General features: G+C 70.3%; 23 protein-coding genes, 5 tRNA genes and 1 riboswitch. Of the genes, 19 read left to right on the forward strand and 9 right to left on the reverse strand.

From position 1 onward, the window contains the following. Positions 1-423: 423 nt before the first annotated feature. Positions 424-1,278: a class I SAM-dependent methyltransferase gene (locus DQW85_RS01225; protein ID WP_113698638.1), complete on the reverse strand. Its 855-nt coding sequence runs from the start codon at positions 1,276-1,278 to the stop codon at positions 424-426. Between the two features lie 20 nt (positions 1,279-1,298). After that, positions 1,299-1,886, reverse strand: a complete 588-nt coding sequence (locus tag DQW85_RS01230; protein ID WP_162794635.1) for a C40 family peptidase — start codon at positions 1,884-1,886, stop codon at positions 1,299-1,301. Between the two features lie 30 nt (positions 1,887-1,916). Beyond that, a riboswitch (cyclic di-AMP (ydaO/yuaA leader) is annotated at positions 1,917-2,059 on the reverse strand. 99 nt (positions 2,060-2,158) lie between these two features. On the opposite strand from DQW85_RS01230, the gene DQW85_RS01235 reads away from it, so the two are divergent. Together DQW85_RS01235 and DQW85_RS01240 are read left to right on the forward strand one after the other, a co-directional pair. Then, on the forward strand, positions 2,159-3,205 hold the full coding sequence (locus tag DQW85_RS01235; RefSeq protein ID WP_113698640.1) for a 3-isopropylmalate dehydrogenase: 1,047 nt from the start codon (positions 2,159-2,161) through the stop codon (positions 3,203-3,205). A gap of 186 nt (positions 3,206-3,391) precedes the next feature. Further along, complete coding sequence (locus tag DQW85_RS01240; protein ID WP_113698641.1) at positions 3,392-4,489, forward strand: branched-chain amino acid aminotransferase; 1,098 nt, start codon at positions 3,392-3,394, stop codon at positions 4,487-4,489. A 74-nt stretch (positions 4,490-4,563) separates the two neighbouring features. Here the strand turns inward: DQW85_RS01240 and DQW85_RS01245 are convergent, their stop codons facing one another. Beyond that, the gene (locus DQW85_RS01245) at positions 4,564-5,208 is read right to left on the reverse strand and encodes an O-methyltransferase (RefSeq protein ID WP_113698642.1); all 645 of its coding nucleotides are present in this window, start codon (positions 5,206-5,208) and stop codon (positions 4,564-4,566) included. A gap of 146 nt (positions 5,209-5,354) precedes the next feature. Between DQW85_RS01245 and DQW85_RS01250 the strand changes: the two genes are divergently transcribed. Then, positions 5,355-6,002, forward strand: coding sequence for a DsbA family protein (locus DQW85_RS01250; protein ID WP_113698643.1), 648 nt, complete (start codon positions 5,355-5,357; stop codon positions 6,000-6,002). Between the two features lie 182 nt (positions 6,003-6,184). Next, positions 6,185-7,762 carry a citramalate synthase gene (gene cimA / locus DQW85_RS01255; RefSeq protein WP_113698644.1) on the forward strand — a complete coding sequence of 526 codons (1,578 nt, stop codon included), beginning with the start codon at positions 6,185-6,187 and terminating at the stop codon, positions 7,760-7,762. A 57-nt stretch (positions 7,763-7,819) separates the two neighbouring features. Here the strand turns inward: cimA and DQW85_RS01260 are convergent, their stop codons facing one another. Beyond that, positions 7,820-9,454 carry a heparinase II/III family protein gene (locus DQW85_RS01260; protein ID WP_240196846.1) on the reverse strand — a complete coding sequence of 545 codons (1,635 nt, stop codon included), beginning with the start codon at positions 9,452-9,454 and terminating at the stop codon, positions 7,820-7,822. Between the two features lie 151 nt (positions 9,455-9,605). On the opposite strand from DQW85_RS01260, the gene DQW85_RS01265 reads away from it, so the two are divergent. Then, positions 9,606-11,009: a hypothetical protein gene (locus DQW85_RS01265; RefSeq protein ID WP_420819132.1), complete on the forward strand. Its 1,404-nt coding sequence runs from the start codon at positions 9,606-9,608 to the stop codon at positions 11,007-11,009. Positions 11,010-11,016: 7 nt separating this feature from the next. Further along, entirely contained in the window at positions 11,017-11,640 is a 624-nt protein-coding gene (locus DQW85_RS01270) for an HD domain-containing protein (RefSeq protein ID WP_113698646.1), read from the forward strand. 49 nt (positions 11,641-11,689) lie between these two features. Here the strand turns inward: DQW85_RS01270 and DQW85_RS01275 are convergent, their stop codons facing one another. Next, a complete protein-coding gene (locus DQW85_RS01275) occupies positions 11,690-12,070 on the reverse strand; it encodes an antibiotic biosynthesis monooxygenase family protein (protein ID WP_113698647.1) in 381 nt (126 codons plus the stop codon). 158 nt (positions 12,071-12,228) lie between these two features. On the opposite strand from DQW85_RS01275, the gene DQW85_RS01280 reads away from it, so the two are divergent. After that, positions 12,229-13,005 carry a fumarylacetoacetate hydrolase family protein gene (locus tag DQW85_RS01280; protein ID WP_113698648.1) on the forward strand — a complete coding sequence of 259 codons (777 nt, stop codon included), beginning with the start codon at positions 12,229-12,231 and terminating at the stop codon, positions 13,003-13,005. Beyond that, a complete protein-coding gene (gene gltX / locus DQW85_RS01285) occupies positions 12,998-14,371 on the forward strand; it encodes a glutamate--tRNA ligase (protein ID WP_113698649.1) in 1,374 nt (457 codons plus the stop codon). Before DQW85_RS01280 ends, gltX begins: the two co-directional genes overlap by 8 nt. Positions 14,372-14,462: 91 nt before the next feature. Here gltX and DQW85_RS01290 read toward each other — a convergent pair whose 3' ends face one another. Beyond that, positions 14,463-16,430 (reverse strand): M3 family metallopeptidase, encoded by a 1,968-nt coding sequence (locus tag DQW85_RS01290; RefSeq protein ID WP_113698650.1) that lies wholly within the window; start codon positions 16,428-16,430, stop codon positions 14,463-14,465. Positions 16,431-16,580: 150 nt separating this feature from the next. Between DQW85_RS01290 and DQW85_RS01295 the strand changes: the two genes are divergently transcribed. From DQW85_RS01295 to DQW85_RS01320, 6 genes are all read left to right on the forward strand, one after another. After that, a tRNA-Gln gene (locus DQW85_RS01295) sits at positions 16,581-16,652 on the forward strand. Positions 16,653-16,817: 165 nt separating this feature from the next. Continuing rightward, positions 16,818-16,893 (forward strand) — tRNA-Glu (locus DQW85_RS01300). Positions 16,894-16,912: 19 nt separating this feature from the next. Further along, a tRNA-Glu gene (locus DQW85_RS01305) sits at positions 16,913-16,988 on the forward strand. 19 nt (positions 16,989-17,007) lie between these two features. After that, positions 17,008-17,083 (forward strand) — tRNA-Glu (locus DQW85_RS01310). A 19-nt stretch (positions 17,084-17,102) separates the two neighbouring features. Next, positions 17,103-17,175: transfer RNA gene (locus DQW85_RS01315), tRNA-Glu, on the forward strand. A gap of 127 nt (positions 17,176-17,302) precedes the next feature. Further along, entirely contained in the window at positions 17,303-18,175 is an 873-nt protein-coding gene (locus tag DQW85_RS01320) for a hypothetical protein (RefSeq protein ID WP_113698651.1), read from the forward strand. 71 nt (positions 18,176-18,246) lie between these two features. Here the strand turns inward: DQW85_RS01320 and DQW85_RS01325 are convergent, their stop codons facing one another. Both DQW85_RS01325 and DQW85_RS01330 read right to left on the reverse strand, forming a co-directional pair. After that, entirely contained in the window at positions 18,247-19,989 is a 1,743-nt protein-coding gene (locus tag DQW85_RS01325) for a hypothetical protein (RefSeq protein ID WP_113698652.1), read from the reverse strand. Positions 19,990-20,047: 58 nt separating this feature from the next. Beyond that, positions 20,048-20,764 (reverse strand): IclR family transcriptional regulator, encoded by a 717-nt coding sequence (locus DQW85_RS01330; RefSeq protein WP_113698653.1) that lies wholly within the window; start codon positions 20,762-20,764, stop codon positions 20,048-20,050. Positions 20,765-20,829: 65 nt separating this feature from the next. Here DQW85_RS01330 and leuC point away from each other — a divergent pair, with 65 nt between their 5' ends. The 5 genes from leuC (at position 20,830) to DQW85_RS01355 (ending at position 23,750) form a co-directional block, all read left to right on the forward strand. Continuing rightward, positions 20,830-22,215 (forward strand): 3-isopropylmalate dehydratase large subunit, encoded by a 1,386-nt coding sequence (gene leuC / locus DQW85_RS01335; RefSeq protein ID WP_113698654.1) that lies wholly within the window; start codon positions 20,830-20,832, stop codon positions 22,213-22,215. 11 nt (positions 22,216-22,226) lie between these two features. Next, positions 22,227-22,814, forward strand: a complete 588-nt coding sequence (gene leuD / locus DQW85_RS01340) for a 3-isopropylmalate dehydratase small subunit (RefSeq protein ID WP_113698655.1) — start codon at positions 22,227-22,229, stop codon at positions 22,812-22,814. Beyond that, positions 22,793-23,032, forward strand: a complete 240-nt coding sequence (locus DQW85_RS01345; protein ID WP_113698656.1) for an SCO5555 family protein — start codon at positions 22,793-22,795, stop codon at positions 23,030-23,032. Before leuD ends, DQW85_RS01345 begins: the two co-directional genes overlap by 22 nt. A gap of 101 nt (positions 23,033-23,133) precedes the next feature. Next, positions 23,134-23,433: an HU family DNA-binding protein gene (locus tag DQW85_RS01350; RefSeq protein WP_113698657.1), complete on the forward strand. Its 300-nt coding sequence runs from the start codon at positions 23,134-23,136 to the stop codon at positions 23,431-23,433. 101 nt (positions 23,434-23,534) lie between these two features. Then, positions 23,535-23,750, forward strand: a complete 216-nt coding sequence (locus tag DQW85_RS01355; RefSeq protein WP_240196847.1) for a hypothetical protein — start codon at positions 23,535-23,537, stop codon at positions 23,748-23,750. On the opposite strand, the gene DQW85_RS01360 is transcribed toward DQW85_RS01355, so the two are convergent. Further along, on the reverse strand, positions 23,742-24,195 hold a 454-nt coding region (locus DQW85_RS01360; RefSeq protein ID WP_113698658.1), incomplete at its 5' end, for a CofC family guanylyltransferase. The two genes, DQW85_RS01355 and DQW85_RS01360, sit on opposite strands and share 9 nt — an antisense overlap.

Here is a 24,195-nt window from a genome sequence, read left to right on the forward strand (position 1 = left end):
GCCGCCGGAGCGCTCCGGCGGCGGCCCGCGCTGTCTCAGTATGCGAGATGGTGGGACATCCAACGAGACACTCCTGCTGCCACCAGGTAGTGTTGTCGGCAATGCGCCAGGTTCTCGTACTTATTACCTGCCGCGGCGGGGCCTGTTAGGGCAGGTCGACCACCCGCCGCGGTGAGCGGCGTCGCGTCGGCCGTCAGTCCCTTTCGTCCGGTCCGTGATCCGGACCGCGAGTTCAGGCCCGGTCGGATTCGCGACCGTGGTCCGGCTTCCATCGCACGACGCCCCGCGAAACGAGATGAGCAGCGACATGTATGAGATGTACTCCTGGAACGGCGCCGACGAGCGCGACAACGAGGCGGCCGAGGCCCTGCAGACCGCGCTGGACCTGCGCGACAACGGCGGAGCCGCCGCCGGCTCGGACCGCTAGCACGCGCCCGGATCCCGGTCACCGGCGCCCCCCGGGCCGGACTCCAGCCGGTAGAAGGCCGCCAGATGCTTCATGGAGGGAAACACCTTCATGACCCGCGCCGCGACCCGCGCTGACATCGACAGGCGTTCGTAGCCGTCCATGTCGAACGCGCTGAGCGCCGTCACGCACCGCAGCCGCGGGCTGATCGACAGCAGGTCGGCCGGGCCGTCGATGCCCCACACCATCCTCGCGCCGGCCTTCCGCACCGGGGTGTTGAGCTTCTGCAGCCTGATGCCGAGCCGGCTGAGCGCGTCGAAGGCGATCTGGCCGCTCGCGAACCCCTCGGCGATCCGGCGCAGCAGGGCGCGCCCGGCGTCGCGGTCGAGGTAGTAGACCAGGCCCTCAGCGAGGGCCAGCACCGGCTTGTCGCGGGGGATCCGGGCCAGCCAGCCGGGATCGGTGACCGAGGCGCCGACCATCGTGTAGCCGGGACGGTCGGGGAACAGCCGCCGGCGCAGCTCTATGACGTCGGGAAAGTCCACGTCGTACCAGTCGACGCCGGGCGGCGGGCTCAGGCGGTGGACCCGCGTGTCGAGGCCGCAGCCCAGGTGCAGCACGGTCGCCTCGGGATGCCGGGCGAGGAACTCCCTGGCCCAGCCGTCGAGGAAGCGGGCCCTCAGGGCGACGGCGGTGGCCGTGCGCCGGGTGATGCCGGTCCGGCGGAAGTCGTGGTCGATCCGCCCGACGGTCTCCGCCGCCAGGGTGTCGCCGAGGAGCGGGCACGGCGAGCGGGCGTCCAGCGCCCTGCCGTACAGGGTGGCCAGGAGCGTGGCCTTCTCCGCGGCCAGGCGCACCTTCTCGGCTGCCATGGGCCCACGCTATACGCCCGCTACAGCGTTGCGACCGGCATGACGGGGGCGGGGGCGCGGCGCAACTCGCGGATGTGGGCCCAGCGCTTGACGCCCTTCGGATCGGGCCGTACGGCGCCCACGAAGGCGTTGCGGCGCCACTCGTTCAGGCGCTCCTCCTTGACCACGTCGCCGGTGTGCGGGGAGTGGACCATGTAGCCGGGGCGGGAGATCATGCCCATGTGGCCGAGGCCGCTGAAGAAGACCAGGTCACCGGGTTTGAGCCGGTCCCACGAGATCTTCCTGGAGAATGCGTGGTACTGCGAGGCGGCGGTGCGCGGAAGGCTGATGCCCGCCGCCTGATACGCCCTGAGCATGAGGCCGGAGCAGTCGTAGCCGCTCTCGCTGGCCCCGCCCCACACGTAGGGGGTGCCCCGCTTGTCCATGGCGTAGTCGAGTGCGACCTTCCAGGCGGGAAGCCGGATGTCACGCGTTCTGATCCGCTTGACGTCGTTGCCGGTGAGCGTGATGCCGCCGGGGTCCGGAGTCGCGGCGGCGGCTCCCGGGGCGATTCCGGCGGCGGCGGGCGCGGCGAGCGTGAGCCCTGCGGCCGCGAGCCCAGTGGTCACGGCTGCGAGAAGCGCGGTGCGCAAAGCGAGGGGTCCTTCCACACGGCCGGCCGGGTTAGCTGACGGGCTCGGGCCTGGAAGTGGCCCTACGGCGGTGACGTGCCGATTCGCCCCATGGGGGAGTGGGTCCCCGGCTCCGCGCGAACGCCGCGCGGATTAGGCTTGACGGACTCTAACGAAACGGTCAAACAACCGCAATACGGGTAAAAACGGATGTCCGCGAAATGAGATAGGTGTGTTCGTCAGCCGAGACGAGCCGGTAAGGTACCGCCATGGAGTCGCGCAACATTCGCCTGGCAGTGATCCCCGGAGACGGCATCGGCACCGAGGTCGTCACGGAGGGGCTCAAGGTGCTGGAGGCCGTCGGCACCAAGATCGAGGCAACCCACTACGATCTGGGCGCCGCCCGCTACCACCGCACCGGCGAGACGCTGCCCGACGCCGTCCTCCAGGAGCTGCGCGGCTACGACGCCATCCTGCTCGGCGCCGTCGGCGACCCCAGCGTGCCGCCCGGCATCCTGGAGCGCGACCTGCTGCTCCGGCTCCGCTTCGAGTTCGACCACTACGTCAACCTGCGGCCGGTCAAGCTCTTCCCGGGCGTGGAGACGCCGCTGGCCGACACCCGGGCCGAGGACATCGACATGATCGTCGTCCGCGAGGGCACCGAGGGCCTCTACGCGGGCACCGGCGGCGCCATGCGGCGCGGCACGCCGCACGAGATCGCCACCCAGGAGTCGCTCAACACCGCCCACGGCGTCGAGCGCGTGGTGCGCTACGCCTTCGAGAAGGCGCGCTCGCGCCCGCGCAAGAAGCTGACGCTGGTCCACAAGACCAACGTGCTCACCTACGCGGGCGACCTCTGGCAGCGCACGGTCAACCGGGTGGCCGAGGAGTTCCCCGACGTCACCACCGACTACAGCCACATCGACGCGGCCTCGATGTTCTTCGTCACCCAGCCCGAGCGCTTCGACGTGGTCGTCACCGACAACCTCTTCGGCGACATCATCACCGACCTCGGCGCCGCCATCGCGGGCGGCATCGGCCTGGCCGCCAGCGGCAACATCAACCCCGAGCGCACCTCGCCCAGCATGTTCGAGCCGGTGCACGGCAGCGCCCCCGACATCGCCGGGCAGGGCAAGGCCGACCCGACCGCCACGATCCTGTCCGTCGCCATGCTCCTCGACCACCTCGGCCTGAGCGACGAGGCGGCCCGCGTCGAGCAGGCCGTCGCCGACGACATCGTCGACCGGCTGGCCGGGTGGGTCAGCCGCACCACCCACGAGATCGGCGACGACATCACCGAGCGAGTATCGAGCTAGGGCCGCCTTAGCTCCGCAAGCGCCTGGCGGTCCGAAAGGGACCATGCCAGGCGCTTTTGCGTGTCAGCAGCACGAACCACACCGCCCACCCCTTGCCATCCCAAATAGCGAGACAATAGGAAGTACGGGACTGCCGACATGCAGTCTGGTCACCATCGCGCACACGCAGAGAGAAGGACCTCCGTCATGACCATCGCTCAGAAGCTCGGCTTCGACGTGCAGCAATCCGACCACGCTCGCACCGCGGCAGAGCGGGAGCAGGTACTGGCGAACCCCGGATTCGGGCAGGCCTTCACCGATCACATGATCGTCATCGACTACACCGAGGGGCAAGGCTGGCACGACGCGCGGCTCGTGCCGTACGGGCCGCTCTCGCTCGACCCGGCCACCTCGGTCTTCCACTACGCCCAGGAGCTGTTCGAGGGCCTCAAGGCCTACCGCCAGGTCAACGGCTCGATCGTCACCTTCCGCCCGTACGCCAACGCCGCCCGACTCAACCGCTCCGCCGTCCGCATGGCCATGCCGGAGCTGCCCGAGGAGGCGTTCGTCGAGTCGCTGGAGCAGCTCGTCCAGGCGGACCGGGACTGGGTGCCCACCACCGAGGGGCACAGCCTCTACCTGCGGCCCTTCATCATCGCCACGCAGGTCGGGCTCGGCGTGAACTACCCCTCGCGGACCTACTCCTACATGGTCATCGCCTCCCCGGCGGGCTCCTACTTCACCGGCGGCATCACGCCCGTCTCGGTGTGGCTGTCGACCGAGTACACCCGCGCCGCCCCCGGCGGCACCGGCTTCGCCAAGTGCGGCGGCAACTACGCCGCGGCCTTCGTCGCCCAGCGCCAGGCCGTCGAGAACGGCTGCGACCAGGTGGTCTGGCTGGACGCGCAGAAGCACGAGTACGTCGAGGAGATGGGCGGGATGAACCTCGTCTTCGTCTTCGGCGACAGGCTCGTCACGCCCGCCCTGACCGGCACGCTGCTGCCCGGCATCACCCGCGACTCGATCCTCAAGCTGGCCGGCGACCTCGGCCTCCAGACCGAGGAGCGGCTCGTCTCGGTGGACGAGTGGCAGGCCGGCTGCGAGTCGGGCGAGCTGACGGAGGTGTTCGCCTGCGGCACGGCCGCGGTGGTCACGCCGGTGGGCTCGGTCAAGGGCGCGGACCGCGCCTGGACGATCGGCGACGGCACGCCCGGCCCGGTGACGATGCGGGTGCGCGAGGAGCTCGTCGGCATCCAGTACGGCTCGCGCCCCGACCCGTACGGCTGGGTCCACAAGATCTGCTAGCCACGGCACGGTGACCGCCCGCCGCACGCCCGGCGGCGGTCGGTCCCGGTCGGTCCCCGCCTCCTGACGGCCCGCTAGTTCTTCCGGACCATGGTCAGCCCGTCCGCCAGCGGCAGGATGACGGTGGTGACGCGCGGGTCCTCCATCACCAGGTCGTTGAACTCACGCATCAGCACCGTCGACGCGTCCTGGCGCTCCGGGTCGGCGACGTGCCCGGACCACAGGGTGTTGTCCACCATGAGCAGCCCGCCCGGCCGCAGCCGCTCGACGAGCAGCTCGTAGTAGGCGGGATACTGCGGCTTGTCGGCGTCCAGGAACGCGAGGTCGATGGGCCGGTCGAACGCGGCGAGCGTGTCGAGGGCGGGGCCGAGCGTGAGCGTGACGCGCTCGGTGAGCCCCGCCCGCTCCCAGTAGCGCCGGGCCATCGACGTCCACTCCTCGCTCACGTCGAAGCAGTGCAGCCGGCCGCCCGACAGCCCGCGGGCGATGCAGATGGACGAGTAGCCGGTGAAGGTCCCCACCTCCACCGCCACGTCCGGCGCCGCCAACTGCGTGATCATGGTGAGGAAGCGGCCCTGGTCGGCGGAGATCTGCATGATCGCGCTGTCGCCGGTGGCGGCGAGCGTCTCGGCGGTGAGCTCCTCCAGCAGCGGATCGGGGTGGGTGCAGTGGGCGTAGAGGTAGCGGGCGATGTCGGGCGTGATCACAGCGGATTTCATTCGACCATTCTCGTGCGTCGAGCGGACGGGCGCGCCGCCCCAAGGGGCCGCGTCGCGGGGGTCCTGCCGGACCCGGGGGTCCTGCCGGACCGCTCCGCCCGGACTGGGGTAGGGTCGCGGCGATCAACGACGCGGGGGGCGGGGGCATGAGGACGAGGTTGGTGGTGGCCGCGACGGCCGCCTGCGCGGTGCTGGCCCTGATCGCCGCGCTGGGGCTCACCGAGCCCGGCTCGCCGTCCCGGGGCGTACGGGTGGTGCGCCAGAGCGACGGCAGCGTGGTGCTGGCCGACATGGGCGCCGGCGCCCCCGTGCTCGACATCTACGAGGACTTCGACTGCCCCGTCTGCAAGGAGCTGCACGCCCGGGTCGACGCGACGATCCAGCGCCTGGCCGGGGAGGGCAGGGTCAAGGTCGTCTTCCACCCCGTCACGGTCTTCCGCGACGAGCCGATGCGCTCCAACTCCGTCAGGGCGGCCGCTGCCGCCCGCTGCGTGCCGGAGTCGCGGTGGCTGGCCTTCCGCGACGAGCTGTACGGCATGCAGCCGGCCCCGCACGGCGTGGCGTCGGGGTTCACCGTGGAGGAGCTGGCGGGGGCGGCCAGGAAGGTGGGCGCCCCGGTCGACGAGTGCGTGAGATCCCAGGCGTACGCCGAGACCCACCTGGCCGAGAGCGCCAAGGCCGCGATCGAGGGCACGCCCACGGTGGTGCTCGACGGGCGGGTGCTCGGCGACGAGGCGTTCGACCCGCGGGCGCTGGAAGCCGCCATCACGGGCGGCCCGGGAATCACCGTGTAGATCTTCCGTCCCAGAACCTGAGATCAATGTGCCAGATGCTGATTGCTTGTGGCAGACTGCCAAGCATCATGTTCTACGACCTGCTCATTATCAGCAGGCGCGCTGGCTGACAAGGGACACCGCCAGCGCGCAGACCTCTCACGTCCGTGAGGGGTCTTTTTGTTTTCCAGGGAGACGACACCATGGCCGACGACCGCTTCCACGTCTATGACACGACGCTGCGCGACGGCGCTCAGCAGGAGGGGCTCAACCTCACCGTCGCTGACAAGCTCGCCGTCGCGCGCCACCTGGACGGCCTGGGCGTCGGCTTCATCGAAGGGGGCTGGCCGGGCGCCAACCCCAAGGACACCGAGTTCTTCAGGCGCGCTCGAACAGAGCTCGACCTGAGTCACGCGCAGCTAGCCGCGTTCGGCGCGACCCGCCGGGCCGGTGTGAAGGCAGCCGACGACCCATTGGTGGCCGCTCTGCGCGAATCCGGCGCGCCGGTCGTGACCCTTGTCGCCAAGAGCCACGACCGGCACGTGGAGCTGGCCCTCCGCACGAGTCTCCAGGAAAACCTGGCGATGATCCGCGACACGGTTTCCCACCTTCGCGCGGAGGGTCAGCGAGTCTTCCTCGACGCCGAGCACTTCTTCGACGGCTACAAGTCCAACCCAGCCTACGCGCTGGAGGTGCTGAGGACCGCCGCCGAGGCCGGCGCCGACGTCGTCGCCCTCTGCGACACCAACGGCGGCATGCTCCCCGACGAGCTGGCCGACATCGTCCACGCCGCCTCCGGCACCGGCGCCCGCGTGGGCATCCACTGTCACGACGACACCGGCTGCGCGGTCGCCAACACGCTCGCCGCCGTCAAGGCGGGCGCGACGCACGTGCAGGGCTGCGCCAACGGCTACGGCGAGCGCTCGGGCAACGCCAACCTCTTCACCGTGGTCGCCAACCTCCAGCTCAAGCGGGGCTTCGACCTGGTGCCCCCGCAGGCCCTCGCCGACATGACGCGCATCGCCCACGCGATCACCGAGGTCACCAACGTCACGCCCAACTCCCACGCCCCGTACGTCGGCATGTCCGCCTTCGCGCACAAGGCCGGCCTGCACGCCAGCGCCATCAAGGTGGACCCCAACCTCTACCAGCACATCGACCCCGCCCTCGTCGGCAACGACATGCGGATGCTGGTCTCCGACATGGCCGGGCGCGCGTCGGTCGAGCTCAAGGGCCGCGAGCTGGGCTACGAGCTCACCCCCGAGAGCACCAAGACCCTGGTCGAGCGGGTCAAGGACCTGGAGTCCAAGGGATACACGTTCGAGGCCGCCGACGCCTCGTTCGAGCTGCTGCTGCGCGACACCGTCCACGGCGAGCGCCGCCGCCACTTCGAGGTGGAGTCGTGGCGCGTGATCGTCGAGCGGACCAAGGGCGGCGAGCTGGTCAGCGAGGCCACGGTCAAGCTGCACGCCAAGGGCGAGCGCATCGTGGCCACCGGCGAGGGCAACGGCCCCGTCAACGCCCTCGACCGCGCGGTGCGGCTGGCGCTGGAGAAGCTCTACCCCGAGCTGGCCAAGCTGGAGCTGGTCGACTACAAGGTGCGGATCCTGGAGGGCACCCACGGCACCGACGCCGTCACCCGCGTCCTCATCACCTCCAGCGACGACACCGCCGAATGGGCCACGGTCGGCGTCGCCGAGAACATCATCGAAGCCTCCTGGCAGGCCCTGGAGCAGGCCGTGACGTACGGTCTCCTCCGCGCCGGCCGCGAGACCGGCTGACGGCCTTCCATTCCAGGGCTGCCCTGGAAGCCATACAGCCCTGGAATCCGTACACCCCTAGAACAGGTCGGCGGGGAAGCTCACGCCCTGGACGGTGACCTTCCCGCCCGAGCACGACACCTTCGGCGAGTCGGTGTCGGGCACGATCACGGTGAGCAGCGACCCGGCAGCGGGGGAGACCACGGTGGCGGCCGGCTCCTTCGACAGGTAGGTCGGCGACACCCAGCCGAGCCCGCCGCCGCGCTCCACCTTCTGCCCGCCCACCGGCTCGCAGGAGGCGGAGAGCTGCAGCAGCGTCACCGTGAACTTGCCGTCGCTCAGCACGACCCGGCCGCCGCCGTTCGAGACGGCCTTGAACGAGGGGGCGAACCTCCACAGGTTGCGGACCTTCGCGCCGCCCGAGGCCGTGTCCAGCACGGCCATCAGGTCCTCACCGTGGTTGACGAGCACCGAGCGGGTGCGGCCGACGCCGTACGCCTTGTCGGTGAGCCGGAACGACTGCCGGTCCCTGCCGATCGACGTCTTCGTGAGGCTGGTCGCGGTGCGCGGCCGGAACCCTTGGCCCACGACCGTGGGCACGTTGTGCGCCTCGGAGGACATCGTCCAGTAGCGGTAGGCGCTCCTCTCGTAGGAGTGGAAGCCGGCGTCCACCAGGATGTCGCGGCCGTGCGCGTAGTAGGTGACGCCCAGGTGGTCCTCGTGCCCGTGGAACCTGGTGCCGGGGCCGAACCTGATCGAGTAGTACGCGGAGTCGGGCTTGCCCCAGGCCGTCCGGCCGTAGGCGTAGCCCGCCCGGTAGACCTTGACCTCGTCCTTGGGGGTGCCGGTCTCGATCTCGGGCTCGGTCTCGGCGCTGCCGTCGCCGATGGGGACCATGTAGCCGTTGGGCATGGTGGAGTGGGCGATGAAGTCCTTCAGCGCGCCGGCCCGCCGGGAGATCTCGCCGGGCACCCCGCGCCGGCAGTCCTTCATGTTGGCCATCGCGACCTGGAGCCTGCCGTACACGTAGACGGCGTAGCGCGGCGCCTGCTCCATGAGAGCGCCCTGGGAGTCGATGTCGAGCTTGACCGTGCCGGTCAGCCGCCTGGTGGCCAGGCCGGCCCAGTCCTTGCGGCCGTAGCGGCAGCCGATGCTCATGAGGGCGATGTCCTGGTCGATGCCGTGGTTGTGGCCCTTCTTGTAGAGCCTCGGGTCGGACAGGAGCCGCGCGTGCTCGGTCAGGCTGTCCTTCAGCCAGCCGTCCTTCACGTGCATGCTCAGGCAGACGAGCGCCTGCGAGCGCAGGGAGACGGGGTGGTCCTTCCATACGTACGGCTTGGTGCCGCGGGCGCCGCGCCGGTTGTTCGCCACCCAGTCCTTGGCGATCTCCTTGGCCCGGGTGAGGTAGTGCTCGTCGCCGGTGTTCTCGTAGGTGACGACGAGCGTGCCCATCCAGCGCAGCGAGTGGAAGACGAACTCCCACGACCGGTTGCGGTACGGGCTCGCGTCCCAGTCGATCCGCTTGCCGAGTTTGAACGGCGGCAGGCCGACCAGCGAGATCTCGCCCTTCATGACGTCGTCCACGGTCGGCGTGGCCGGGATCCAGTCGCCCTGGCACTGCACGGTGCGCTTGGCCACGGTGCCGGCCTGGGCCGGGCTCACCAGACCGCACAGGGCCGGTATGAGGGCAAGGAAGATCGCGAGGCGGCGCACGCCGGTTCCTTCCGGAGCAGAAGATGGGGGCGGAACATGCTGTCCGAATCCGGATCAACCGGTCAAGGCGCGTTCCGGATCGTTAGCGGCCCGATGTGGATCGCAGACCTTTGTATCCTGGTTTGCCGTTGAGGGGCTGAGGAGGCGAATGGTGTCCGGGTTGCGCGCACACTGGGCCTTTGTCCTCGCGCTGCTGGCCGGAGTGGCGCTGCGCGCGCTGGCCGTGCTGGGCTACCGGCCGGCGATCTGGTTCTGGGCCGACTCCTTCGCCTACCTCAACGCCGGGCTCGACCCGCGACCGCTGGAGTCGCGCACCTCCGGCTACTCGCTGTTCCTGTGGGCCCTGCGGCCGCTGTCCAGCATCGAGCTGGTGGTCGTGGCGCAGCACCTGCTCGGGCTGGCCGTCGGCGTCCTCGTGTACGCGCTGCTGCGCCGCCGGCTGCCCGGCTGGGCGGCCACCCTGTTCGCGCTGCCCATGCTGCTCGACGCGTTCCAGATCCAGCTCGAGCACCTGATCATGGCGGACCTGCTGTTCGCGTTCCTGGTCATGGCGGCGGTCGCGCTGCTCGTGTGGCGGCCGGACCCGGCGCCCCGGACGGCCGCCGCGGCCGGGCTCCTGCTGGCGGCGGCCACCGTCACCAGGACCATCGGGCTGCCGCTGATCGCCGTCGTGGTGGTCGCGCTGCTGCTGCGCCGTACCGGGTGGAGGTCCCTCGCCGCGCTCGCCGTGGCGGCCGCGGTCCCGCTCGCCGGCTACGCGGTGTGGTTCGAGTCGGAGCACGGCACGTACGCGCTGAGCCGCGGCAACACGTTCCTGTGGGCCCGTACGATGACGTTCGCCGACTGCGCGAGGTTCGAGCCGGTCGTGCCGGAGCTCTGCCCGGCCGAGCCGCTGGGGCGGCGCAAGGCGCCTCCGGAGTACATCTGGTCCGCCGACTCGCCCATCAACACCGTCAAGGGCGGCACCGCGCGGCGTGACGAACTGGCCGGGGCCTTCGCCAAGCAGGCCATCCTCGCCCAGCCGCTCGACTTCCTGGCCACCGGGCTCTCGGACGTGGCCCACGTCTTCACCTGGGAACGCTGGGTCTATCCGGTCGAGGGGCCGCAGAGCGCCTACGTCTTCCCGGAGCGGGCGGCCCCGTTCAAGGACTCAGCCGCCTCCCGTGACCGCACCGCCGCCGAGCTCACCACCGCCTACCAGGGCCGCTCCGGCCAGACGGCGGTGGTGGAGCCGTACGCGGGGTGGATCCGCGGCTACCAGTCCGTCGGCTTCCTGCGCGGCCCGTTCCTCGCGGCGCTGCTGCTGGCCGGGCTCGCCGGGGTGGCCGTGCGGTGGCGGACCCTGGGTGGCGAGGTGCTACTGCCGTGGGCGGGCGCGACGGCGCTGCTGGTGCTGCCGGTGCTCGTCGCCGCCTTCGACCACCGGTACGTCCTGCCGGCCGTTCCGCTGGCCTGCCTGGCGGCGGGGCTGGCCGTCGCCCGGCGGGCCGATGGCCGGATCCCGTCGACAGGTGACCGGCAGGCCACTGATGCGCCGACTCCGATCCGGACATGATGGGCGCATGAAGCTCGACGACCTGATCATCCCCGACTCCGCCGCCTGCCGGGCCGCCCTGGAAGTGGCGACCCGCTACCACTCGCCGTCCCTGCTCAACCACTCCGTGCGGGCCTACCTGTGGGCCGCGGCCTACGCCCAGGCGAACGGCATCGCCTTCGACGCCGAGCTGCTGTGGGTGTCGTCGATGCTGCACGACCTCGGGCTGACCGCGGAGTTCGACAGCCACACGGTGCCGTTCGAGGAGGCGGGCGGGCACGTGGCCTGGGCCTTCTGCGCGGGGGCCGGCTGGCCGCCGGAGCGCGGGCAGCGCGCCGCCGAGGTGATCGTCCGCCACATGTGGGACGAGGTGCCGGTGGAGGAGGACCCCGAGGGGCACCTGCTGGAGCTCTCGACCGGCATGGACATCTCCGGCCGGCGCACCGGCGAGATCCCCCCGGCCCTGCGCCGGGAGGTGCTCGCCCGCCATCCCCGGCTGGACATCGTCAAGGAGTTCGCCGCCTGCGTTACCGAGCAGGGCCGCCGCAAGCCGTCGAGCCTGGCGGGCGGGTTCGTGCGCGCGGGCATCGCCCAGCGCATCGCCCGCAACCCGCTGGACGCCGACGAGCAGGCCGCGCCCTCGGACGGGTGACGGAGCCGATCAGGCCTCCGGGTCCACGGGAGCTCGGGACCTCAGGACCTCAGGACTTCGGTCCGCTGCTCTGCACGACCTCGAACGACCACACCTGCGAGTCCGTCGCGGCGGGTCCCTGGCCGTGGCCGTGGCCTTGCCCTTGGCCTTGGCCTTGGCCTTGCGCCTGCCCCTGGCGCCCGGCGTCGGCGGCGGCCTGGGCGTGGCCGCGCTGGAAGGCCTGCCCCTGCTGCCACGCCTGGAAGTCCTCCTCGCTGCGCCAGCGCGTGTAGACGAGATAGCGGTCGGTGCCCTCGACCGGCCTGAGCAGCTCGAACCACTCGAACCCGTCGGATGACTCCACCATCCCGGCCCGGTTGGCGAACCGGCCCTCCAGCACCTCCCGCATCTCTGCGGGAACCGTCAGCACGTTGATCTTGACGATGGACAACGCGACCCCTCTCGCGGCAGCCTCACCGCACCCCTTGGTCCGAACCGGTGCGGGCTCCAGGCTATCGCCGGCCCCCCCTTGCCCGGCCCCCTTGCCCGGCCCCCTTGCCCGGTCCGCCGATTGGCACCGCCGCACGACGGCGGCGATAGCCTTGTCAGGTGCGTATAGCGAGGTTCTCCACAGGCGACGGGGTGTCGTTCGGCGTGGTCGAGGGCGGACCGGGCGAGGAGTTCGTGTCCACGATCTCCGGTCACCCGTTCGCCCAGGTGCAGTTCACCGGTGAGCGGTTCCCGCTCAGCCAGGTCAAGCTGCTCGCCCCCATGCTGCCGAGCAAGGTGGTGGCCATCGGGCGCAACTACGCGGAGCACGCTCGTGAGCTGGGCAACGAGGTGCCCGGCGAGCCGCTCATCTTCATGAAGCCGTCCACGACGGTGATCGGCCACCGCGAGTCCATCGCCTACCCGACCACGCTCTCCCACCGGGTCGACTACGAGGGCGAGCTGGCCGTGGTGATCGGCAGGCTCTGCCGCGAGGTGCCGGTCGAGCGGGTCAAGGACGTCATCTTCGGCTACACGTGCGCCAACGACGTGACAGCGCGCGACCTGCAGAAGCGCGACGTGCAGTTCACCAGGGCCAAGAGCTTCGACACGTTCTGCCCGCTGGGGCCGTGGATCCAGACCGACCTCGACCCGGGCGACCTGGCCCTCACCACGACGGTCAACGGCGAGGTGCGCCAGAGCGGCCGCACCAGCCAGCTCGTCCACGACATCCCCGCGCTGGTGGCCTACGTCAGCGCGGTCATGACGCTGATCCCCGGCGACGTGATCCTCACCGGCACCCCCGAGGGGGTCGGCCCGGTCGAGATCGGCGACGAGGTCAGCGTCGGCATCGAAGGCATCGGCACTCTCACGAACAAGGTGGTCGCTCGTGACTGATCTACGGGTGCGTTTCGCCCCGTCCCCCACCGGCATGTTCCACGTCGGCGGCGCCCGCACCGCGCTGTTCAACTGGGCGCTGGCCGAGCAGTCGGGCGGCAGGTTCGTGCTGCGCATCGAGGACACCGACGCGACCCGCAACCGGCCCGAGTGGACCGAGGGCATCATCTCGGCGCTCGACTGGATCGGCATCAACGGCACCAACCCGGCGTTCGAGGGCCCCTACTTCCAGTCGGCGTACGAGCCGCAGCACCGCGAGGCGGTCGCCAAGCTGCTCGCCGACGGCAAGGCCTACTACTGCGACTGCACGCGCGAGGACGTCCAGCGGCGCACCGGCTCCGAGCACAAGGGCTACGACGGCCACTGCCGCGACCGGGGCCTGAGCGAGGGCGCGGTCCGCTTCCGCACGCCCGACGAGGGCGTCACCGTGGTCGCCGACGTCATCCGCGGCCGGGTGGAGTTCCCGAACGAGGCCCAGGAGGACTTCGTCATCGCCCGCACCGACGGCTCGCCTCTTTACGTGCTGGCCAACGCCGTCGACGACATCACGCAGGGCATCACCCACGTGGTGCGCGGCGAGGAGCACCTGGGCAACGCAGCCAAGCAGCAGTTGCTCTGGCCCGCACTCGGCGCGACCCCGCCGGTCTGGGCCCACCTGCCGGTGATCGTCAACGAGCAGCGCAAGAAGCTGTCCAAGCGGCGCGACAAGGTGGCGCTCGAGGACTACCGCGAGGAGGGCTACCTCGCCGAGGCCATGGTCAACTACCTCATGCTGCTCGGCTGGGGCCCCGGCGACGACCGCGAGATCATGCCGTGGTCCGAGATGGTGCCGCTGTTCCGGCTGGAGGACGTCAACAGCGCCAGCGCGTTCTTCGACGAGAAGAAGCTGCGGGCGTTCAACGGCGAATACATCCGCGCCCTGCCCATCGACACCTTCGAGGAGCGCTGCGTCCCCTACCTCGACCCCGACTGGGACCGTGAGACGTTCAGCAAGGTCGCCGCGCTGGCGCAGACCCGCGTCGCGCTGCTGTCGGAGATCAGGCAGAACGTCGACTTCCTCTTCCTCGACGAGCCGGAGTTCGACCAGCAGTCCTGGGACAAGGCGATGAAGAACTCCCCGGTGGAGATCCTCACCGGCTACCTCGAGCGGATCGACACGGTGAGCTGGGATCCCGAGTCGCTCAAGGAGGCGCTGGAGGAGGTGGGCACGGCCCACGGCCTCAAGCTGGGAAAGGCCCAGGCGCCGGTGCGCGTCGCGATCACCGGCCGCACGGTGGGCCTGCCGCTGTTCGAGTCGATCGAGGTGCTCGGCCGCGAGCGCACCCAGGAGCGCGTCCGAACGGCACTGGCCCGCCTGCGAGGCTGACGTCGCCTGGACGACATTCCTCATAAAGGCGCGCATCCTGAGCGAGGCGATCCACGGGGTACGGGCCCGGGCCCGTACCCCGTCATGACCGTCATGCCAGGCCGCGGCGCTCCAGCAGCGGCTTGATGGAGGGCTCGCGGCCGCGGAAGGCGCGGAAGGCGGCCAGCGGGTCGCCGCTGCCGCCCCTCGACAGCAGCGTGCGCCGGAAATGGTCGCCGTTCCTCCGCTCCAGCCCCCCGTTCTCCTTGAACCACTCGACGCTCTCAGCGTCGAGCACCTCGCTCCAGATGTAGGAGTAGTAGCCGGCGCTGTAGCCGCCGGAGAAGATGTGGGCGAAGTAGTTGGTCCGGTAGCGCGGCCGCACCAGCGGGAAGGCGATCTGGGCCGCTTCCAGGGCCGCCTGCTCGAACGCCTGGGCGTCCTCGACGTCCTCGCCCGGGGCCAGTCTGTGCCAGGCCCAGTCGAGCAGGGTGGCGGCCAGATACTCGACGGTCATGAAGCCCTGGTTGAACTTCTCCGCCGCCTTCATCTTCTCCACCAGCTCGGCGGGCATCGGCTCGCCCGTCTCGTGGTGCCTGGCGTAGTTGGCAAGCACCTCGGGCCAGGTCGCCCACATCTCGTTGACCTGCGACGGGTACTCGACGAAGTCGCGCGGCACGCTGGTGCCGGACACGCGCGGGAAGCGCACCTCCGAGAACAGCCCGTGCAGCGCGTGCCCGAACTCGTGGAAGGCCGTGTTGACCTCGTCGTAGGTGAGCAGCGTCGGCCCGGTGGCGGGCTTGGTCACGTTCAGGTTGTTGATCACCACGGGCTTCTCGCCGAACAGGAACGACTGGTCGACGAGGTTGTTCATCCACGCGCCGCCGCGCTTTCCAGGCCGGGCGTACGGGTCGAGGGCGAACAGGCCGAGGGCGCTGCCGTCCTCGTTGGACACCTCGAAGACCCGCACGTCCTCGTGGTAGCCGCGCAGGTCCGGCCGCTCGGTGAACGTGATGCCGTACAGCCTGGTCGCGGCGTGGAAGATGCCGTCGCGGAAGACCCGGTCGAGTTCGAAGTACGGCCGCATCGCCGAGGCGTCGAAGTCGTAGCGGGCGCGCCGCACCTTCTCGGAGTAGAACGACCAGTCCCACGGCTCGATCTCGAACCCGGCCTGCTCGGCCAGCGCCTCGGCCTCCCTGCGGGCGTTGCGCACCGCCGGGCCGACGAGCTGGCCGAGCATCTCCTCGACCGCCTCGACGGTCTTGGCCGTCTGGTCGGCGACCTTGTAGGAGGCGTGGTCGGGGAAGCCGAGCAGGCTCGCCCGCTCCGCCCGCAGCTTCGCCATCCGCACGGCCAGCTCGAAGTTCTGCGGCGCCCGCTCCACGCTCAGCGTGTAGAGCCTGCGGCGCACGTCACGGTCGGTGAGCTGGGCCAGGCCCGGCTGGTTGGTGAAGTTCAGCAGCGGCAGGACGTATTTACCGTCGCGCTCCAGCGACCTGATCCGGTCCTCGTCGAACCCGTCGAGCTCGCCGGCGTCCTCGACCACCAGGGCCGAATCGTTGGCGGCCTTGAGGAGGTTCTGGGCGAACTCGGTCGACAGCCGCGACAGCTCCTCGTTCAGCCCCTTGAGCCTGTCCTGCTCCGCCTCCGACAGGTCCGCGCCGGCCCGGACGAAGTCCTCCCGGTACTTCTCCAGCAGCCACGCCTCCTCAGGGTCCTCGGTGGTGACCTGTTTGATGCGGGCCCACAGCGCGCGGTCGAGCCGGATCGCGTCGCCGTGCCTGGTCAGCTCCGGGGTGATCCGCTTCTCGATCTCCATGACGGCGTCCGTGGAGTCGGACGCCACGACGCTGAAGAAGGCCGTGGCCGTGCGGCCCAGCAGCCGCCCCGACCGCTCGAGCGCGGCGACCGTGTTGTCGAACGTGGGCGCCTCGGCGCTCCCCGTGATCTTCTGCACCTCGGCGAGCTGCTCGGCCATGCCCCGCTCGAACGCGGGCAGGTAGTGCTCCTCACGGATCTCTGCGAAGGGCGGCAGCTGGTAGGGCAGGCTGCTGGGGGCGAACAACGGGTTCTCGGCCAACGCTCAGGCTCCTCCACGTGGTGTTTTGTCCTCCACAGCTTGGCACGGCCGGGCCCGTCCCGTGCCTCGACGGACAATCGTTTTGGCCTAGGCCCCAAGCTGGGCTATTCTTTCGGACGTCGCCGAACGCGCCCCAGGGGCTCGTAACGGTGGGGTATGGTGTAATTGGCAGCACGACTGATTCTGGTTCAGTTAGTCTAGGTTCGAGTCCTGGTACCCCAGCACGTAGCGGATGCCTCGCAGAGGCATCCGTTTTTGTTTTTGGCCCGACGTACTCCACCTCCTCCCCGATTCCGCCGACCTGGCAACGGTTTGGTTGTGCTCCGCGGGGTGCGGTAGAGTTACCTGCGTCGCCGGGCAAGCCCGGCACCCTCACTTGTGGGACATGGTCCCGTCGTCTAGTGGCCCAGGACGCCGCCCTCTCAAGGCGGTAGCGCCGGTTCGAATCCGGTCGGGACTACCACTGTCACACAAGTCGCGAAGGTCCCGTCGTCTAGTGGCCCAGGACGCCGCCCTCTCAAGGCGGTAGCGCCGGTTCGAATCCGGTCGGGACTACCACTGTCACACAAGTCGCGAAGGTCCCGTCGTCTAGTGGCCCAGGACGCCGCCCTCTCAAGGCGGTAGCGCCGGTTCGAATCCGGTCGGGACTACCACTGTCACACAAGTCGCGAAGGTCCCGTCGTCTAGTGGCCCAGGACGCCGCCCTCTCAAGGCGGTAGCGCCGGTTCGAATCCGGTCGGGACTACACCTCACGCCGTTCACGCCCGTGCCCTTTGTGCCGGGCGTTTCGCATTTCCAGGGACGTGTTTTCTCGCGTCGGGTTCTGTCAACTGGCCGTCACTATCCGCACACAAGTGCTAACGTTACGCAACATGCCATCCCCCACGCATGACACGCTCAACGCGCTCTTCCGAAGCCGTCCGGCATTCGCCGTAGAGATCGTTCGGCAGCTCTACGACCCCGACATTTCCACGGACACCTATGTCGAGGTCGCCTCGGCTGAGTTCAACGACCGCCCCTCCCGCGACTTCCGTGCCGACACGGTGATCACGGTCGGACCCCCGAAGAACCCCGAACTGGGCATCGTCATCGAGGTCCAGCTCGCTCCCAGCGACGACAAGCGCCTCGCCTGGGCCCGTTACGCGGCGGCCCTCTGGCTCCGTGTCGACTGCCCGGTCGTGGTGCTCGTCATCTGCACCTCCGACCGGGCCGCCACCTGGGCCGCCGAGCCGATCGTCACCGACCTGCCCGGCTTCACGCTCACCCCGCTCGTCCTCGGTCCGGGGCAGATCCCCGCCATCACCGACCCTGTCCAAGCCGCCGAATGCCTGGAAATCGCCACGGTGTCGGTGATGGTCCACGGCGGGCACCGCCCGGTCGTGGAGGCGTTCGTCGCCGCGTTGACCAAGGTCGGCGGCGATGACGCTCCGCAGTACTATGAATACGCCTACAGCCTGGCCTCGTCAGCCGCCAAGCAGTACCTGGAGGAGATCATGTCGTCCACCACATGGCCGGTCTACAGCCCCTTCGCCCGCGCGCACTTCGGCAAGGGACGAGAGGAGGGCGAGGCGAAGGGACGAGTGGAGGGCGAGATCGACGCGCTGTTCACCGTCCTGGACGCGCGTGGGGTGGCCATGACGGAGGAGGCCAGGGCTCGCATCACCGGGTGCACGGACCTGAGCCAGGTTCAGCGGTGGATCCGTCGCGCGGTCACGGCCGCATCCCTCGACGACCTCTTCGCCTGACTCTCACCTCCTGCAAGGGACTGCACGGCGCCCCGTCGCTGTGCGGTCCCACGCTGGGCCAGGTGCTGGGGTCAGGACTGGGAGCGGGCCTTGAAGAGGGCGCGGCGGGCGGCCTTGGCGACCTGCTTGTCCGGGTGCACCTGCGAGATGAGGTCCAGCAGCTCCTCCACGTGCGCGTGCGGGATCTTCCAGATCACTTCCAGCAGGTTGTTGAGCAGCTCCGGCCCGATGTCGCGGAGGCTGCCGACGAACTCCGAGCGGCCCAGGCCCGCCGAGATCGTCCACATGTCGAGGATCAGCCAGTGCGTGTCGTCCTGCGTCGGCTCGGGGGCGCCCTCGACCTCCAGCTGGCTCAGGTGGGTGGCCGCGTACGGCCTCAGTGAGGGCTGCTTGAGCGCCGCCTGCCAGGCCGGGATCGCGGCCTCGCCGAGCGTGCCGACGACGCTGGCCGCCTGCACCCGGATGAGCGCGTCGCTCTCGTCCTCGGCCGCGGCCTCCAGGAGCTCCTCGGCGGCCCGGCCCGGCTCGCGCAGCCGCATCCAGGCGGCGAACTCGGCGTCGGCCTCCTCCTCGGGCAGCTCGGCGCTGAGGGCGAGCAGCTCGTGGGCCGTCATCGACTCGATGGCGGGACGGGCGTCGACCTCGATGTCGGAGTCGTCGACCAGGTGGACGACGCCTTCGGTGCCGAGCGGGGTGAGGCTGAGCGTGCCACCGGTCACCACGCCGCCGGTGACCGTGGCGCCCTCGATCGTGATCATGCCGTAGCCCGCCAGCCAGTCGATCGCGGGGGCGAGCGGGTCGCCCGCCGCCTCCCAGGCGTCGGTGCCGAGCTCATCGACCTCGGCGGCGGCCTCGGCCAACTCCTGGCGCAGCTCGTCCACCTCGCGCGTGCCGCCGCCCAGCAGCAGCCGCACCAGCAGGCCGCGGGTGAGCCCCGTCAGCGACATGGTCAGGTCGTCGTCGGCGAGCTCGGGGTCGCCGTAGTCGACCGAGTGGAGGCCGAGCATCCAGGCTTCGAGGACGTCCTCGTCGTCGTCGAACGGCCACTCTGCGGTGTCGTCCTGGACGGCCACCGTGTTGGCCTCGCCGGGCTCCAGGAACTCGAGGTCGACGGCGAGGTTCCAGATGTTCCACAGCATGGGGACGGCCTCGGCGAGCGGGCCGTCGGTGTCGGGCCTCGGGAGCCCGATGGCGGCCAGCGCGTCCTCGACCTCGGCGTCCGACAGCAGCGTGTCCTCGCCCACCCGGCGCCCCGAGCCGACCCACAGGGCCAGGTCGCGGGCCTTGGCGATGAGCGGCACCTCACGGGCGGCGGACGCCAGCTCGGTGTCGGGGCGCAGCCGGATCGTGGGCAGGTCGGCGAGCTCGTCGGCGAACGGCTCGAAATCCCCCAGATCGCCGGTCTCGTCCTCGTCCTCGTCGTCATCCTCGTCGTCGAGAAGGTCCTCCATCAGCTCGACGAACTCGTCCTCGACGTCGTCGAGCTCCGCCCGCAGCTCCGCGAGCGAGTCGGACCCCTTGGCCAGCCTGCCGGTCTCGGAGAGGAACGTCAGGTAGGCGTCGACGGCCGGGAGCATGCCGTCGGCGGCGGAGTCGGGATCCTCCACGACCTTGGGCATGCGGTCGAGCAGCAGGTTTCGCAGGTCGGCGCGCTTCCACGTGCCGAGATCCTGGGAGAAGGCGAGACGGTGCCACAGCGCTGCCGGTCCCACGAGCTCGGGGTCGCTCTCAGGCGCGTGTGTGCGCGCCCACATGATGAACTCTTCGAGCAGGGGTCGCAGCTCAGTGGCGGCTACCTCGATGCGATCTGTCACCCACTCAGGCTAGTGCTCCCGCGAGGCACTCGGCTCCCCAAATACGTGCTTTTGCTGATCATGACGTGCGGCGCATGGATTCGGTGATCCGCTCGGCGGCGGCCATCACGGGCACCGCGTGCAGCCGGCCGGGGGCTCTCGTCAGCCGCTCGATGGGCCCCGACACCGACACGGCCGCGACCACCTTGCCGCCCGTGCCCCTTATCGGGGCCGAGACGCTGGCCACGCCCTGCTCGCGCTCTCCCACGCTGTGCGCCCACCCCCTGCGCCGTACGGAGGCGAGGGTCGCCGCGGTGAACTTGGCGCCGCGCAGCCCCCTGTGCAGCCGGTCCGGCTCCTCCCAGGCCAGCAGGATCTGCGCCGCCGAACCGGCCGACATGGGCAGCGCCGACCCCACGGGAACCGTGTCACGCAGGCCGCTGGCGCGTTCGGCCGCGGCCACGCAGACCCGCTCGTCACCCTGCCGTCGGTAGAGTTGCGCGCTCTCGCCCGTCAGGTCCCGCAGGTGCATCAGCACGGGCGCGGCCACGGCGAGCAGGCGGTCCTCTCCGGCGGCCGTGGACAACTCCGAAAGGCGCGGGCCGAGGACGAATCTGCCCTGTGTGTCGCGGCTCACAATGCGGTGGTGCTCCAGGGCGACGGCGAGCCGATGCGCTGTGGGGCGGGCCAATCCGGTGGCCTGAACGAGCTGGGCCAGCGAGGCGGGGCCGGCTTCGAGGGCATTCAGCACCAGAACGGCCTTGTCGAGTACGCCGACTCCGCTAGAGTTGTCCATGGACCGATACTGCCGTCTCGACATATGAGAAAGCAAGTCGGAGGCGGTTTCTCAAGGAGGAGATCATGGGCCGCACACTCGCGGAGAAGGTCTGGGAGCAGCACGTCGTGCGCCGCGCCGACGGCGAGCCCGACCTGCTCTATATCGACCTGCACCTCATCCATGAGGTGACCAGCCCGCAGGCGTTCGACGGGCTGCGGCTCGCCGGCCGCGAGGTGCGCAGGCCCGACCTCACGATCGCCACCGAGGACCACAACGTGCCTACCGTGGTCGGCCCCATCGCCGACCCGGTCTCCAAGACCCAGGTCGAGACCCTGCGCAAGAACGCCGCCGAGTTCGGCGTCAGGCTGCACCCGATGGGCGACGCCGGCCAGGGCGTGGTGCACATCATCGGCCCGCAGTTCGGCCTGACCCAGCCGGGCATGACGATCGTCTGCGGCGACTCCCACACCTCCACGCACGGCGCGTTCGGCGGCATCGCGTTCGGCATCGGCACCTCCGAGGTCGAGCACGTGCTGGCCACCCAGACGCTGCCGGCCTACCGGCCGAGGACCATGGCCATCGAGGTCTCCGGCGAGCTGCCCGTCGGCGTGACGGCCAAGGACCTGATCCTCGCCATCATCGCCAAGATCGGCACCGGCGGCGGGCAGGGCCACATCGTCGAGTACCGCGGCGAGGCCATCCGCAAGCTCTCCATGGAGGGCCGGATGACGGTGTGCAACATGTCCATCGAGGCGGGCGCCCGCGCCGGCCTGATCGCCCCGGACGAGACCACGTTCGCCTACCTGAAGGGCCGCCCGCACGCGCCGTCCGGCGAGCTGTGGGACCAGGCCGTCGAATACTGGAAGACGCTGCGCACCGACGACGACGCCGTGTTCGACAAGGTCGTGGAGATCGACGCCTCGACGCTCACGCCGTACGTCACCTGGGGCACCAACCCGGGCCAGGGCCTGCCGCTGGGCGGCGCCGTGCCGGCGCCCGAGAGCTTCGAGGACCCGATCGAGCGCTCGGCCGCCGAGCGCGCGCTCGAGTACATGGGCCTGACCGCGGGCACGCCGCTGCGGGAGATCGAGGTCGACACGGTGTTCGTCGGCTCGTGCACCAACGGCCGCATCGAGGACCTGCGCTCCGCCGCCGAGATCCTGCGGGGCCGGAAGGTCGCGACCCGCACGCTGATCGTGCCCGGCTCGATGCTGGTCAAGCTCCAGGCCGAGCAGGAGGGGCTGCACGAGGTGTTCAAGGCGGCCGGGGCCGAGTGGCGCCAGGCCGGGTGCTCGATGTGCCTCGGCATGAACCCCGACACGCTCCAGCCGGGCGAGCGCAGCGCCTCGACCTCCAACCGCAACTTCGAGGGCCGCCAGGGCAAGGGCGGCCGCACCCACCTGGTGTCGCCGCAGGTCGCCGCCGCGACCGCCGTCACCGGCCGCCTCACCGCCCCCGCCGACCTCTAGGAGTTCAGACCATGGACGCTTTCACCACCCACACCGGTACGGCGGTGCCGCTGCGCCGCAGCAACGTCGACACCGACCAGATCATCCCGGCCGTCTGGCTCAAGCAGGTGAGCAGGACCGGGTTCGAGAAGGGCCTGTTCGCCGCCTGGCGCGAGGACCCCGCCTTCGTGCTGAACGACGCGACGTACGAGGGCGCCTCGATCCTGGTCTCCGGCCCCGACTTCGGCACCGGCTCCTCGCGCGAGCACGCCGTCTGGGCGCTCCAGCAGTACGGCTTCCGCGTGGTCATCGCCGCCCGGTTCGGCGACATCTTCCGCAACAACTCCACCAAGATGGGCCTGCTGCCCGTCGTCCTGCCGGGCGAGAAGGTGGAGGCGCTGCAGGCGGCCGTGGAGGCCGACCCGTCGCTCCAGGTGACGGTCGACCTGGCCGGGCGCCAGGTGCGCTGGGCGGGCGAGACCGTCGGCTTCGAGATCGACGACTACACCCGCTGGCGGCTGATGGAGGGCCTCGACGACATCGGCCTGACCCTGCGTCACGCCGAGGACGTGGCGGTGTACGAGAATGGTCGGCAGCCATGGCTGCCGACGACCGTCTAGACGACGACCCACTGGCGCGGCGGTTGCGCGAGGCGCACCGCCGCGTCGTCGCGCTTCCAGCGCCCGAGAAGGAAAGGTTCGCCCGCAGATATCTGGCCATCTGCGAGCTCGCCAAGCGCGATCCCGAGCGTGCCGCGGCCCGGCTGGAGGTCTTCGTGGCCTCGCTGGGCGGCGATCTCGACACGCCACGCGCACCCGAAAGCACGCCCGGTGATTGAGTTCGCCCGCAATCAGGCTTAGTTTCGGGAGAGTAAGGGGTTTCTACGTCTTAACTTCGTGAGCTGGAACCCCGAGCCGTAACGGGGGGAGCACAACTTACATGAACAAGCGAGAGCTCGTTGACGCCATCGCGACGCGGGTCGGTGACAGGAAGACCGCCACCGAGGCCGTGAACGCGATCATCGAAGTCGTCCAGAAGACGGTAGCCAGCGGAGACAAGGTCTCGATCACGGGCTTCGGCGCGTTCGAGATGGCCCACAAGCCGGCCCGCTCGGCGAGGAACCCGTCCACCGGGGCGGAGATCAAGGTCCCGGAAAGCTGGGGGCCGAAGTTCCGTCCGGGCTCGGACTTCAAGGAACTGGTCAACGCCGGCGGCAAGAAGGCCGCGAAGAAGAAGTAAACGGCATCCCACGCGCCCGGCTCTCACGAATTTGGGAGCCGGGCGTTTCGCGTGCCCGCCCGGATATGGCTCGCCCCCTGAGCGCCGGAGCGTTTACGCTGATGTCCGTGCAGGCTACGGTGCGCGGCTTCGACGAGGCGACCCGCTCGGGCACGGTCTTCCTCGACGACGGGACGGTGCTGCCGTTCGGCGCGCCCGCCTTCGACGCGGGGCCGCTGCGGCTGCTCCGGTCAGGGCAGCGGGTGCGCCTGGTGGTGACGGGCGGCGAGATCACCTACATCACGCTGTCGACGTTCCCGGTCCCCGGCTCAGGGTGACGGCCAGAGCTCGGCGACCACGGCGGCGGTGTGCGGGCCGAGGCCGAGGGCGATGGCGGCGCGCAGGTCGTCAGGGGTGTCCACGTCCTGCCTCACCGACTCGATGCCGTCCAGGCACAGCTCCTTGGCGCCGCCCGCCAGATGTCTGGCCCGCGACTCACCGCCGAACCTGGGCTTGAACGGCGCCCCGGCCCGTACCCCGTAGAACGTCGTGCCGACGTCGAGCGCGTCGGGCACGAAGGCCTGGTCGAACTCGGCGGAGGCCGACAGAACGACGGCCAGCTCGGCGGGCCGCAGCGACGGCAGGTCCGCCTGCAGGGCGCCCACGGGATCGCCCGGCGCGACCTGCACGGCATGGGCGGCCCCCGTGCGCAGCGCCGTGTTGAGCCCGCGGTCGGGATCGGGCACCACGTCGGCGCCGAGCGCGGCGAGCGGCCCGGCGGCG

Source organism: Nonomuraea lactucae, from assembly GCF_003313395.1.
GTDB lineage: Bacteria > Actinomycetota > Actinomycetes > Streptosporangiales > Streptosporangiaceae > Nonomuraea > Nonomuraea lactucae.

What these genes read in the sequence shown, in the direction of transcription:
- DQW85_RS01225 (WP_113698638.1), bottom strand. Translation starts at nt 1,278, where the DNA reads ATGGCAGCCGAGAAGGTGCGCCTGGCCGCGGAGAAGGCCACGCTCCTG.
- DQW85_RS01270 (WP_113698646.1), top strand. Translation starts at nt 11,017, where the DNA reads ATGAAGCTCGACGACCTGATCATCCCCGACTCCGCCGCCTGCCGGGCC.
- DQW85_RS01345 (WP_113698656.1), top strand. Translation starts at nt 22,793, where the DNA reads ATGGCTGCCGACGACCGTCTAGACGACGACCCACTGGCGCGGCGGTTG.
- DQW85_RS01330 (WP_113698653.1), bottom strand. Translation starts at nt 20,764, where the DNA reads ATGGACAACTCTAGCGGAGTCGGCGTACTCGACAAGGCCGTTCTGGTG.
- DQW85_RS01250 (WP_113698643.1), top strand. Translation starts at nt 5,355, where the DNA reads ATGAGGACGAGGTTGGTGGTGGCCGCGACGGCCGCCTGCGCGGTGCTG.
- DQW85_RS01240 (WP_113698641.1), top strand. Translation starts at nt 3,392, where the DNA reads ATGACCATCGCTCAGAAGCTCGGCTTCGACGTGCAGCAATCCGACCAC.
- leuC (WP_113698654.1), top strand. Translation starts at nt 20,830, where the DNA reads ATGGGCCGCACACTCGCGGAGAAGGTCTGGGAGCAGCACGTCGTGCGC.
- leuD (WP_113698655.1), top strand. Translation starts at nt 22,227, where the DNA reads ATGGACGCTTTCACCACCCACACCGGTACGGCGGTGCCGCTGCGCCGC.
- cimA (WP_113698644.1), top strand. Translation starts at nt 6,185, where the DNA reads ATGGCCGACGACCGCTTCCACGTCTATGACACGACGCTGCGCGACGGC.
- DQW85_RS01320 (WP_113698651.1), top strand. Translation starts at nt 17,303, where the DNA reads ATGCCATCCCCCACGCATGACACGCTCAACGCGCTCTTCCGAAGCCGT.
- DQW85_RS01355 (WP_240196847.1), top strand. Translation starts at nt 23,535, where the DNA reads ATGTCCGTGCAGGCTACGGTGCGCGGCTTCGACGAGGCGACCCGCTCG.
- DQW85_RS01235 (WP_113698640.1), top strand. Translation starts at nt 2,159, where the DNA reads ATGGAGTCGCGCAACATTCGCCTGGCAGTGATCCCCGGAGACGGCATC.
- DQW85_RS01350 (WP_113698657.1), top strand. Translation starts at nt 23,134, where the DNA reads ATGAACAAGCGAGAGCTCGTTGACGCCATCGCGACGCGGGTCGGTGAC.
- DQW85_RS01245 (WP_113698642.1), bottom strand. Translation starts at nt 5,208, where the DNA reads ATGAAATCCGCTGTGATCACGCCCGACATCGCCCGCTACCTCTACGCC.